This window comes from Thalassotalea sp. LPB0316 (assembly GCF_014898095.1).
Classification (GTDB): domain Bacteria; phylum Pseudomonadota; class Gammaproteobacteria; order Enterobacterales; family Alteromonadaceae; genus Thalassotalea_G.
Genome location: NZ_CP062946.1, coordinates 2,436,939 through 2,449,109 on the forward strand (window position 1 = coordinate 2,436,939; position 12,171 = coordinate 2,449,109).

At 41.5% G+C, this 12,171-nt stretch carries 9 protein-coding genes and 1 tRNA gene; 7 read left to right on the forward strand and 3 right to left on the reverse strand.

Annotation, left to right across the window (positions count from 1 at the left end; all coding sequences use genetic code 11):
• Window positions 1-5 precede the first annotated feature (5 nt).
• On the reverse strand, window positions 6-1,433 hold the full coding sequence (locus LP316_RS10850) for an alanine/glycine:cation symporter family protein (protein ID WP_226960727.1): 1,428 nt from the start codon (window positions 1,431-1,433) through the stop codon (window positions 6-8).
• 199 nt (window positions 1,434-1,632) lie between these two features.
• Between LP316_RS10850 and LP316_RS10855 the strand changes: the two genes are divergently transcribed.
• The 5 genes from LP316_RS10855 to LP316_RS10875 all read left to right on the forward strand — a co-directional run bounded on the left by LP316_RS10855 (window position 1,633) and on the right by LP316_RS10875 (window position 7,807).
• Window positions 1,633-2,520, forward strand: coding sequence for an aldose 1-epimerase (locus LP316_RS10855; protein ID WP_193021121.1), 888 nt, complete (start codon window positions 1,633-1,635; stop codon window positions 2,518-2,520).
• 163 nt (window positions 2,521-2,683) lie between these two features.
• Window positions 2,684-2,774: transfer RNA gene (locus LP316_RS10860), tRNA-Ser, on the forward strand.
• A gap of 471 nt (window positions 2,775-3,245) precedes the next feature.
• Window positions 3,246-4,322 (forward strand): efflux RND transporter periplasmic adaptor subunit, encoded by a 1,077-nt coding sequence (locus tag LP316_RS10865; protein WP_193021123.1) that lies wholly within the window; start codon window positions 3,246-3,248, stop codon window positions 4,320-4,322.
• The gene (locus tag LP316_RS10870) at window positions 4,319-7,450 is read left to right on the forward strand and encodes an efflux RND transporter permease subunit (RefSeq protein ID WP_193021125.1); all 3,132 of its coding nucleotides are present in this window, start codon (window positions 4,319-4,321) and stop codon (window positions 7,448-7,450) included. The genes LP316_RS10865 and LP316_RS10870 overlap by 4 nt, the downstream gene beginning before the upstream one ends.
• A gap of 129 nt (window positions 7,451-7,579) precedes the next feature.
• Window positions 7,580-7,807, forward strand: a complete 228-nt coding sequence (locus tag LP316_RS10875) for a hypothetical protein (RefSeq protein WP_193021127.1) — start codon at window positions 7,580-7,582, stop codon at window positions 7,805-7,807.
• A gap of 69 nt (window positions 7,808-7,876) precedes the next feature.
• On the opposite strand, the gene LP316_RS10880 is transcribed toward LP316_RS10875, so the two are convergent.
• Window positions 7,877-10,063 carry an OsmC domain/YcaO domain-containing protein gene (locus LP316_RS10880; protein WP_193021129.1) on the reverse strand — a complete coding sequence of 729 codons (2,187 nt, stop codon included), beginning with the start codon at window positions 10,061-10,063 and terminating at the stop codon, window positions 7,877-7,879.
• A 102-nt stretch (window positions 10,064-10,165) separates the two neighbouring features.
• Entirely contained in the window at window positions 10,166-11,029 is an 864-nt protein-coding gene (locus LP316_RS10885) for a DUF6279 family lipoprotein (RefSeq protein WP_193021131.1), read from the reverse strand.
• A gap of 115 nt (window positions 11,030-11,144) precedes the next feature.
• Between LP316_RS10885 and LP316_RS10890 the strand changes: the two genes are divergently transcribed.
• Both LP316_RS10890 and LP316_RS16025 read left to right on the forward strand, forming a co-directional pair.
• Entirely contained in the window at window positions 11,145-11,978 is an 834-nt protein-coding gene (locus tag LP316_RS10890; protein ID WP_226960728.1) for a 6-phosphofructokinase, read from the forward strand.
• A gap of 2 nt (window positions 11,979-11,980) precedes the next feature.
• Complete coding sequence (locus tag LP316_RS16025; RefSeq protein ID WP_226960729.1) at window positions 11,981-12,163, forward strand: hypothetical protein; 183 nt, start codon at window positions 11,981-11,983, stop codon at window positions 12,161-12,163.
• The last annotated feature ends 8 nt before the right edge of the window (window positions 12,164-12,171 follow it).

Below are 12,171 nucleotides of genomic sequence, written 5' to 3' on the forward strand. Positions count from 1 at the left end.
TACCCTTATTTCTTTTTCGTGTATTTTTGTTGATAAACCTTTAAATCTTTTTTGATCATCGGTGCAAGTAGATAAAGACCAATAATATTGGCTATCGCCATAGAAAAGAACATCGAGTCTGAAATATCAATGACCGATTGTAGACTGATCGATGCACCAATAATGGTAAATAGGCAAAAGATCAGTTTATACAACAAGCTCATCGCCTTATTTTCACCCACTAAATATTGCCAAGCTATCGAGCCGTAATAAGCCCATGAAATCATGGTCGATAGGGCAAATAATAAAACCGCAACACTCAACAAATATGGAAACCACCAAATCACGCTAGCAAATGCCTGTGAGGTGAGGGCAACACCATCGGCTTGTGTTGTTTGATAACTACCTGTGATCACGATAACTAGTGCTGTGAGTGTACAAATCACGACGGTGTCGATAAAAGGCTCTATCAAGGCAACGTAGCCTTCTCTTATCGGCTCTTTAGTGGTTGCAGCGGCATGGGCAATTGATGCCGCGCCAACACCGGCTTCACTAGAAAAAGTCGCGCGTTTAAATCCTTGGATCATCACACCAATTATGCCGCCAGCTACGCCATTGGGATCAAACGCGCCATGAATAATTAAGCCGAATGCAGTGGGAATTTCCGGTAAGTGATAAAACAAAATAAAGGTACATGAACACAAATAAACAAATGCCATAAACGGCACTATTTTTGAGGTAACTTGAGCAATCGATTTAATACCGCCAATGATCACAATACCAACCAATAGTGCGAGTATTGAGCCGAATAACCAGCCCTTGCCAGACCAAAAACTATCATCAGAGCCAAAAGCGACCATAAACTGTTGATATGCCTGATTTGATTGCAACATGTTGCTGCCACACAATGACGCGACTACACAGCAAATGGCAAAAATCACCGCCAGTAGTTTGCCTGTTTTTGCATAGCCGATTTCTTTTAGGCCGTCACGCAAATAATACATTGGTCCACCGTGGACTTGACCGTCTTTATCGATAATTCGATATTTTACGCCAAGTGAACACTCGAGAAATTTTGTCGCCATGCCGAGAATGCCGGCAACAATCATCCAAAACGTTGCTCCGGGCCCGCCTATCGATACCGCAATGGCAACACCGGCAATATTACCCAAGCCAACAGTACCCGATAGCGCTGTCGTTAACGCTTGAAAATGACTGACTTCACCCGGATCAGCGCTTGATGAATAGTCACCTTTGATCACCTTGAGGGCATGCTTAAACCCGCGAATATTTAACCAGTTAAAATAAAAGGTGAAGAATAGGGATGCGCAGATAAGCCAAATAACAATGAGTGGAATATCAACATCAAATATTGTGATGGAATAAAAGATTATTGCGATTGAAAGCTCGGCAATTGGTTCTAGTAACTGATTGATTTGGTTATCTAATGACAAAAGAACGTCCATTTATTGAGCACAGTTAGTCTATTCTTTATCACTGAGCGTGAATGTCAACCGCATGATAGAACTAATTAGTGGTTATTGATCGCTAAAGCAGGCTAAATGCTGTGATTTACTAAGTGAGATAATTGCTTCTTTATTTGGATTTTATTTTGCTATGATACCGCGAAGTAAAAATAGAATAACCCAATGTATGCAAACGATTTCTCTTACTAATTTACACTTTGAAGTGATCATCAGCCCAAGCTTAGGTGGCAGTGTCGTCGCTTTTAACTGGTTAACACACCCTCAAGGCAAACTTGAAGTTTTGCGGGATGCGCGCGATGCTAACCATGTGCTCGAAGCAAGTAATTTTCCGTTGGTACCGTTTTCAAATCGGATAAAAAATGGCAGATTTACTTGGCAAAATCAAGCATATCAAACACGCCTTAACTTTGAGCCTGAAACGAGTGCTATTCACGGTTACGGCTGGCAAAACGCATGGCAAGTCGATAGCCAAAGTGAAACTCAATTGGTCTTGTCATACTTAGGTAAAGAGCACGACTTCCCGTTTAGCTATCGCGCCAAACAAATCTTTAGTCTTGATAATAAAGGGCTTCAACATCAATTGGTTATAGAAAACCTGTCTGATAAAACGATGCCAGCCGGCTTAGGCTTTCACCCGTATTTTGTTAGAACACCAAAAGCTAGGATTACAGCAAAAGTTGAGCAAATGTGGGCGGTTGATGAGCAATGTTTACCAACAAAGCTGACACATATTCCAAATGGGTTAAATCAACAGGGAATTAAAGTTAATGAAGTGGTGTTAGATAACGGCTTTTCAGATTTTGATGGTTATGCAGAAATTCAATGGCCAGAATTTAACGCGGGCGTTGATATTTTGGCTGACCAACACTGTAAAGTTTTAGTGATTTTCACTCCTGAAAACGAGGATTACTTTTGTGTCGAGCCTGTTAGCCATTGCACCGATGCAATTAACTTAGCACAGCAGGGCGTTGCTAACACAGGCGTCGTTGCTTTAGCGCCGAACGATAGCTTCAGTATTTCGATGAAACTTCATCCCAAGCTGCTAAATAAATAAATGTATGTTGAGTGATGACAGCAAATTAAACAGAATTTGATGGTTTGTTTAGCAATGTGTATAAAAAAATAGCAAACAAATTTTTTTATCAAATAAAGGCTTTACAACAGCAAAGCGACACTTTAATATTCGCATCGTTCTTTAGCGATAGCTAAAAACATTTGGTGAGATGGCTGAGTGGTCGAAAGCACCGGTCTTGAAAACCGGCATACGTTTGTAGCGTATCTAGGGTTCAAATCCCTATCTCACCGCCATTTTTAAAGAAAACCGATTCGAAAGAGTCGGTTTTCTGCTTTTAGGGTTCACAAAATTGTCTGGAACAATTTTGAATAGCGGTAGCTAGCCCAAAGGGGAAAATACAAGGATGTATTTTGTAAATCCTTCAATTCCTTATTGGCACCGCCATATTCTAAAGCCTCGTATCTAATACGAGGCTTTTTTCGTTTATAGGGTTCAGCAAATTGTCAGCAACAACTGGCCACCTATTCCTAGCTGGCATAGCAAATGTCAGATTTTTCAAAAACTTCAGTAATTAACTAATTTCTTGTGAACATTTAGCGCTTTTATCGCGTAATGAGCTTAACTATTAATAGGGCAACTAAGCGCGCGATCATTAACTTCCAATACGTTCGTCTCAACTAATTGTTAATTCATTGAAAAATTAATGCTATTTTTTGTATGCTGATTTACCCTAATGCTAATGATTATTATTTAATAGAAGAATTATGAAACCATTATTCAAAATAGCGGCGTGTTTGTTGGTTGTAGGGCATGTTTTTTCATTGACTAGTGCACAAGCACAAACCCAAGTTGATGTTTATCTAACAGCTAGTGGCAAGTTGCAAAAGTCACTCGACCTTACTGGCACAATTGAGCCAAAGCATCGATCAAACGTTGCGCCACTGCAAGCTGGTGTAATTGACGCGTTGTTTTTTGAGGTTGGCGATAAAGTAGAGCAAGGGCAAAAGCTACTTTCGCTTGACTCAACACTAGCTAAGCTTGATGTTGAACAAGCAAAAGCCGTGATGCTTGCAAAACAAACACAATTTAAAGAAGCAGAGCGTTTGTATCAAGAGGTTGTCGCGTTATCTAAGCGAGAACTCGTCGCCAAAACACTATTAAATGAACGTTTAGCTCAGGTAGAGCTCGCCAAAGCAGCACTAGCTGAAGCAAAGGCCACATTGGCTACGGCTAAAGAGATTGCCGAGCGACATACACTTTACGCGCCATTTGCTGGTGTTATTTCTCATCGTCATATTGATATAGGAGAATGGGTGAGCCAACAAACGACAGTACTGCGATTAGTTGCCCAAAAAGACCTGCGCTTACGTGTGGCGATCCCACAAGAATATTACAGCCAACTAACTAACGCAGAGGGCATCGAGGTTGTTGTCGTTCCAGATTTTAACCAAGTACAAGAGATCCCAGCAAGATTAAATCGCATAGTAGCAGTAGCTGATGATCAAAGCCGTTCAATTATTGGTCTCATCGATTTACCGTCAGATTCATCACTAGTTTCAGGCATGTCAGCGCATGCGATGATTGCTTTGCCAACACAGGATCAAACTATTGTCTGGTTACCGAAAACAGCAATTAAACAACATCCTGATGGTGGAGCGAGCGTGTTTAGTGTTGAAAATAATCGCGTGAAGCGCCGTTTAGTCTCTGTGGTCTCAAGTCAAGCTGAGCGCGTTGCCGTGACGGGGTTGTCGGCGGAGCTTCAAGTGGTAATAAGTGGCGTTGAGCTATTAAAAGATAATGATACCGTCACCGTCAATAATAAGTTAAGTGGTGCATTATGATAGCGTCAGCAGTAAGTCGCGGTACCTTAGTTGCTGTTATTGTACTTATTACTAGCATTTTAGGGCTTGTAGCGGCTTTAAACATCCCTGTTCAAATGATCCCTGATCTCGAAGTGAGAACCATCACTGTGCAAACGGGATGGCCAGGTGCAACGCCTCAAGATGTCGAAAAAGAAATTTTGATTGAGCAAGAGCGTTATTTAAGGAGTTTATCTAACCTAAAACGCATGGTCTCTTATGCCCAAATGGGATCAGCGCGGATTGAATTGGAATTCCCATTTGGTGTTGATGCCAACGATGCCTTAATTCGAGTGAATAACGCGTTATCACAAGTGCCAGCCTATCCAGAAAACGTCGATCAGCCAAGATTATTTTCTAGCTCCTTTTCTGGCAATGCCTTTATGTATTTTGTCTTGAAACCTCAACCCGGTAACCCGTTAGGATTAGATGTTGATTTGCTGCGCGACTACGCTGAAGACTACATTCGACCGCGAATGGAGAGTGTCGCTGGTGTCTCTGAAGTACGGGTAGGCGGCGGTGCACAACGTCAAATCCAAATTAAAGTCGATGCAGCAAGGCTAGCACAACGCGGTATTAGTTTAACTGAGTTGAGAACGGCAATTCGGACGCGAAACAAAGATACCTCTGCCGGTGATATCGAAAGTGGTAAAAGTCGTTATTTGTTGAGGGTAATAGGGCGTTTTGAGGACCTTAGTGAGCTTGAAAACCTAATCATTGCAAGGCGCAATAATAGCAATATTCTACTTAAAGACGTCGCTAGTGTGACTTTAGACCACTTTGAAACCCGTAGCTTGTCATACAACACAGGCGAGCGAACCATCAGTTTGTCAGTGCGCCGTGAAAGTGGCTCAAACGTTTTGGCAATTAAAGAAGCGATGCTGCCTGTGGTCGAGGATATTAACCAAACTCTGTTAGTGCAGAACGGCTTAGTGCTTGAACTGACTTCAGACGATGTTAAGTATGTCGCAAGCTCATTGGCTAATGTATGGACGAACCTAGCCTTAGGCGCACTCTTAGCAACATTGGTCATGTATTTCTTCTTGCGTTCAGGCAAAGCAACCTTAGTTGGCGTGTTTGGTATTCCCCTGTGTACGATAGCCGCATTCTTCGCCTTAATGTTATTTGGTAGAACGATCAACGTGATTTCGTTAGCCGGTGTTGCTTTTGCAATTGGTATGACGGTCGATAACACCATTGTCGTGTTAGAGTCGATAGTTCAAGCAAAACGCAAAGGCATTAGTAAAGCACAAGCAGCAGTTAATGGTGTTACCGAAGTTTGGCCGGCAGTGTTGGCATCGACAGCAACCACCGTTTTAGTGTTTGCGCCAATTTTATTCGTAGAGCAAGAAGCAGGACAGTTGTATTCCGATATCGCGATTGCAATTTCCGGGGCTATCATTGCGTCGATGTTAGTGGCGATTTTTGTCGTCCCTGTCGCGTTAACTCATCTGGGTAAAAAAGGTGACATGACCAAAGGTCAGCGTTTTACCTTATCAAGTAAATGGCTGGCGCTTACAGGTGTATTTATCAAATCTGTGTCACGCGCTCGTATTGCGGCGTTGAGTTTTATTGTTGTGATTTTATCAGCGGCTTACCTGTTGATGCCTGCGGCCGAATATTTACCTGAAGGTGAAGAGCCTAAAGCCTTTTCTATGATGATAGCTCCTCCTAGTTACAATTTAACAGAGATGCAAAAAATTGGCGTAGAGTTAAGGCAGTATTTTGATCAATACGTTAAAGCAGACAACAGTGCGTTTTTAGCCGGCAATGATCCAATGCCGCCACTTGAGTATTATTCGATGTCGGTGTCTGTTGGTCGCATTTGGTTTTTAAGTGCGCCGGTTGAGCCTAAGTATATCAATGAAATGATGGCTGCTATCACCGAGAAATTTCGTTCGTATGAAGGTATGCGGGCGTTTTCATCACGTGGCTCAATTATTTCAAGTAATGATGGCGGTACGCGCGCTGTTGCGGTTGATATTGCCGGTAGTGAAATTACCGAGCTCTACGCTGCGGCGTCAGCAGTTTATCAACAAGCAGAACAAGTATTTGATAATCCACAAATCAATTCAGAACCTGGCTCATTAACCTTAGATCAGCCGCTCATTGAGATAAAACCTCGCTGGCAACGCCTTGCTGAGGCAGGTATAAACAATAATGACTTTGGTTATGCCATTGCAGCGATGAGCGATGGTGCGTTTGTTGACGAGTTTATTTTAAACGACGATAAAGTCGACATCTTTATGTTTAGTGGTGCGGGCAATGAACAAAGCTTAGATAACCTTGCGACTACACCAATCGTTACTCCGTCAGGCAATATATTACCCTTGCATGCGCTAGCTGATTTAGTAGAAAGTAAAAACAGCAATTCTATTAGGCGTGTTGATGGTAATCGAACGGTAACGGTATATATCATTCCACCGCGAGAAGTAGCGCTAGAAAATGCAGAGCAAATGGTACGTGAACAGCTTTTACCTGCGTTGTGGCGCGAAGGAAAAATAGCACAAGGTATCAAAGTCAGTATTAGTGGTGCAGCCGATCAACTTGAGGCAACTCAAGAGTCGCTTTCTAGCAACTTTCTTATTGCGTTAGTACTGAGTTACTTATTATTAGTGGCTATTTTTACCCATTGGCGTTATCCGATGTTTATCTTAGCGACTGTGCCACTTGGTATGGCTGGCGGTTTATTGGGCTTAGTGTTAGTTAATGCAGTCAATAGCGTTTTATCGAGTATTGGCATGCCGGCGTATCATCAGCCGTTTGATATGATCACTATGCTCGGCTTTCTAATTTTGCTCGGTACTGTGGTTAATAACCCTATATTAATTGTTGATCAAACAAGGAAAAATGTTTTAGAGCGCGGAATTGAAGTACAGCAAGCTGTGTTGAACGCAGTTGAAAAACGGCTAAAGCCGATTTTAATGTCAACGGCAACAACGATATTTGGTTTGGCGCCATTGGTCTTAATTCCTGGCGAGGGCACTGAGCTTTATCGTGGCGTTGGCGTGATTGTACTCTCGGGTATTTTAGTGTCTACGTTGTTGTCGCTGACGTTTTTACCAGCGTTGTTGGTTGCGATTATTAGAAATCAGGATATTGATCAATAAAAAACACTTCCGTTTTTAATTCAAATAGTTAATTATGGTACTAGTGGATAAAAAATGACCAGCAGTATTCGTCGTTACTTTTTACTAACTAATAACTAACTATGAAAATTAGAACAAGAGGAATGTTAGATGGGAAACGCAATTAGTAATATTGAAAATGATAACCTGTTTAAAGCCGTAATTTATTTACCAATCGCGATATTATTTGCCCTGTTAGCGAGCGATGCTATATCAGGTGGCAGTAATATCTTTTTTCAAGTGATGTACGTGATATTGGCGCTTTATTTTGTCTTAGGCACGCTAGGCTATTTTGCCCATTTTACGAACGACTTTTTTGATGGTCGAACCGATCATTAAGATGATTTAAGTAAAAAAAGGTTGATAACCCTTTGGTATCAACCTTTTTTACGTTTATAGCTAGCGTATTTAGCGTTTTGCCGCCTGTGCTCTAGCATGATGAAGTTTTTTATAGCTTTCGATTAATCGAAGATGCTTGTTTAATCCTTCTAATTGCATATTGGTTGGTGCTAAGCCGTAAAATCTAACATCACCGGTCACTGTACCAACAACGTTTTCCATCAGTTGCTCACCGTACATGTGATTGAGATTATCGATAAAATGTTCAATTTCTAAATCTTCATCTAAGGCGATATCTAAAACATTGTGTACTGCTTGGTAAAACAATCCGCGCTCGACTGTATTGTCGTTGTACTGTAAAAACTCGCCAACTAAATCATAGGCATCTTCCAATTCGCCCAGTGCTAAATAAATCAGTGCTTTTAACTCTAAAATGGTGAGTTGGCCCCAATCGGTATTCTCGTCAAATTCAATACCGATTAAGGTGCGAATATCAATGTAAACATCAAGTTCAGATTGCTCTAGGCGCTCAACAAGGCTTGCAAGCTCATCATCAGTTAAGCGATGTAAGTTAAGAATGTCTTCACGGTAAAGCAATGCTTTGTTGGTGTTATCCCAAATTAAATCTTCAACGGGGTAAACTTCTGAGTAATCTGGTACAAGTATGCGACAAGCACTTGAGCCTAGTAAGTGGAAGTCAGCAATGTAGGCTTCTTTACCGAGTGCTTCGAGAATGCCAAATAGGGTTTCACATTCTTCGTCATTTGTGCCTGAAAAATCCCATTCCACAAAGTCATAATCGTATTGATTTGAAAAGAATCGCCAAGAAACAACACCGGTCGAATCAATGAAATGCTCAACAAAGTTCTCTGGCTCTTGAACCGCCATTGAGTTAAAGGTTGGGCGAGGAACATCGTTAAGCCCTTCAAAACTTCTGCCTTGTAGAAGCTCAGTTAAACTGCGCTCTAACGCAACCTCAAAGCTTGGGTGAGCACCAAATGAGGCGAAAACACCGCCAGTTTTAGGGTTCATTAAAGTGACACACATCACGGGGAATTGGCCGCCTAGCGATGCGTCTTTGACTAACACCGGAAAACCTTGCTCTGCCAAGCCTTTAATACCATCGACAATGCTTGGGTATTGAGCAAGCACCTCTTTTGGTACATCTGGGAGGACAATTTCTTGTTCAATGATGTGTTTTTTTACCGCGCGTTCAAAAATCTCCGATAAACACTGAACTTGCGCTTCTGCCATGTTGTTGCCGGCGCTCATACCGTTACTTAAAAATAAGTTTTCAATCAAGTTAGAAGGAAAGTAAACGGTTTCGCCGTCTGATTTACGGGTATACGGAATAGCACAAATACCGCGCTCAATATTCCCCGAGTTAGTGTCAATCAGGTGTGAGCCTTGGAGCTCGCCATCTGGGTTATAGATGTCTTTGGTATAATCATCTAATAAACCGTTTGGCAGGCTGTCATCTTGGGTTAATTCAAACCATTTTTCATTCGGGTAATGAACGAACTCACTATTGGCAATTTCTTCGCCAAAAAATTGATCGTTGTAGAAGAAGTTACAGTTTAAGCGCTCAATAAATTCGCCTAGTGCTGAACATAATGCGCTGTCTTTCGTTGCGCCTTTACCATTGGTAAAGCACATTGGTGAGGCTGCATCGCGAATATGCAGTGACCATACGTTAGGCACGATATTGCGCCATGAAGCGACTTCTATTTTCATCCCCAAGTCGGCGAGGATCTTGGTCATATTGGCAATGGTTTGCTCAAGCGGTAAGTCTTTACCTAGGATATAAGTGTTGTCTTGATTATCCGGATCAACCATCAACATCGCTTGGGCATCTTCGTCGAGGTTTTCTACCGTTTCAATTTTGAACTCAGGCCCAGTTTGCACCACTTTTTTCACCGTGCAGCGTTCAATTGAGCGCAAAATGCCTTGTTTGTCTTTTTCGCTTAAACTTTCGGGTAATTCGACGTTTATTTGAAACACTTGATTGTAGCGATCTTCTGGATCAACAATGTTATTTTGTGAGATGCGGATATTGTCAGTCGAGATTTCTCGCGCATTACAATACACTTTAACAAAATATGCGGCGCAAAGCGCAGAAGAGGCTAAAAAGTAATCAAATGGGCTAGGGGCACTGCCATCACCTTTATAGCGAATAGGTTGATCGGCAATAACGGTAAAGTCATCGAATTTGGCTTCTAAGCGCAAGTTATCAAGAAAGTTAACTTTGATTTCCATAGTGGACCTTGTTTTTTCGCTAGCGCAAAACTGAGGCGCGCTATGCTTCGATAAATATCGCGCTATTATCCAGATTTTTAACGGTGGTGTCTCGAATTTTAGTTATTTATCGTTAGCTAACTCTTCGAAATCTTCTAGATATGAACTCACCCTACGGTTAAAGCGTTTAATTTGTTTGGCTGATGCTTGATTGAGAAAATCGGCAAACATTTGAGCGAATATGCGATTGTTATTTTGATTTTTTTCAATGAGCGCTTTACTTCGCAAATTTTGTGGGTGGATCAACGCTTCCGTCAGTAATGCTACGTTGACTTCGTTATCCGTCATTGGGATTAACGCTGTTTCGAAATTGCTCAACCATGTTTGTCGATAAGCAATCCAATCATCAAAACTTGAGGTGTAAGTAGGGGTCGTTTGTTCAATCAGTTCATTTTGCGCTTTCGAGAGTTTGCCAAACCATTTTTTAAAGGATTTTTTCTGTGACTTTGTATTCTCTTTGATGCGCTTTTCATAGCTTGACTCTTCACGCTCAGCGATCATCTCCTCGTTTCGTTCAGCTAATTTATTGATGAGTTGTTGCTTTTGCTCTGCCGATAATTGGGCTAGTAAAGGGGTGAGGTAAGGTTCAGCAAATGTGATAAAGCGATACCAATGATCTCTCATTTCATAGACGTGATCATAAATCTCATCAGCGGTAATCGGGTTACCTTGGTCAATTTCATTCACTCTCGTCTGAAATCGGCTTAAATGCGCGTGATAACGCATTAATTCGTTTTTTCTATGCCACAGATGTAATTGCTCAAACGCTTTGTCAAAGACATGTTGTTGAGTTTTATCTAGTTCAACGTAGTCGTCTAAGTACCAGTTTACCCACCAATCGAGTTTGTTATAGACGAACGAAAACGAACAACCTGACAGCATTAGCGTCAATACTATTACGGTGAAAATTCGACTTATCGATGGCATCGAGCTTATCCTTGCATTTGTTTGGCTAACTATTTGTGGTAATTGATTGTTTGTTATCAAAAGGTTACTAAAATAGTATACGATATCGATAATATAATAGTTTATGGATAATGTAATGAAATATGTGCAACGAGTGGGGTTACTCACTAGCGGCGGTGATGCGCCGGGGATGAATGCAGCCATTCGCGCGATTGTTTTGGCGTTGGGCAATGACGTTGAGGTTATTGGTTATCGGCATGGCTACAATGGTTTGATTAATAGTGAGTCAGTTAAACTAGAAAAAATTCACGTTGATAACATTATTCATCTCGGTGGTACGATAATCAAAAGTGCGCGTTGTAAAGAAATGCTTGAAGAGCAAGGGGTTTCACAAGCTGTTACTACCCTGATAAAAGACAAAATAGATGCGCTAATTGTTATCGGAGGTGATGGCTCCTTTACGGGTTTAATGGCAATAGAAAAGCAGTGGGATGGCTTAGTTATTGGTTTGCCAGGTACTATCGATAACGATTTAGACGGTACAGATAATACCATTGGATTTTTATCAGCGGTTAATACCGCAATTGATGCGATTGATAAGATTCGCGATACCGCAGATGCTTTTGATCGTGTTTTTATTATCGAATTAATGGGGCGGCACAGCGGTCATATCGCCTTTAATGTGGGTTTAGCCTCTGGCGCAGAAGCTATCTTGAGCTTTGAAAATACCGACACAACACAACATGAGCAGGTGGTTAGCCTACTGGCTAAACAAATTAGAGAACATCAAGTAAGTTGTCAAAATAGTTTTCTCATTTGCGTTGCTGAAAATCTTTGGCCTACGGGGATTTCTGGCTTGAAAGCTGCGCTTAATCAATATCAACACATCGATGCTTCCACCTGCATCTTAGGACACATACAAAGGGGGGCGCGCCATGTGCAACCGATCGGATACTGGCAACTAAACTAGGGGTGGCAGCAGTAGAAGCAATCAACCGAGGCATATCGGGTTATATGATTGGCGAGCACAACGCAGAGCCGGTATTAGTGGCATTACAAGAGGCAATTAAACACACTAAATTAGTACCCGATCACCTAATTAACGCGCATCAAAATATAAAGGCAATTAATCCATCAAAAGTTGATAATTTATAACACACTAA

Coding starts and splice junctions, on each gene's coding strand:
- LP316_RS10865 (WP_193021123.1), top strand. CDS start 3,246: ATGAAACCATTATTCAAAATAGCGGCGTGTTTGTTGGTTGTAGGGCAT.
- LP316_RS10885 (WP_193021131.1), bottom strand. CDS start 11,029: ATGCCATCGATAAGTCGAATTTTCACCGTAATAGTATTGACGCTAATG.
- LP316_RS10875 (WP_193021127.1), top strand. CDS start 7,580: ATGGGAAACGCAATTAGTAATATTGAAAATGATAACCTGTTTAAAGCC.
- LP316_RS10890 (WP_226960728.1), top strand. CDS start 11,145: ATGAAATATGTGCAACGAGTGGGGTTACTCACTAGCGGCGGTGATGCG.
- LP316_RS10880 (WP_193021129.1), bottom strand. CDS start 10,063: ATGGAAATCAAAGTTAACTTTCTTGATAACTTGCGCTTAGAAGCCAAA.
- LP316_RS10870 (WP_193021125.1), top strand. CDS start 4,319: ATGATAGCGTCAGCAGTAAGTCGCGGTACCTTAGTTGCTGTTATTGTA.
- LP316_RS10855 (WP_193021121.1), top strand. CDS start 1,633: ATGCAAACGATTTCTCTTACTAATTTACACTTTGAAGTGATCATCAGC.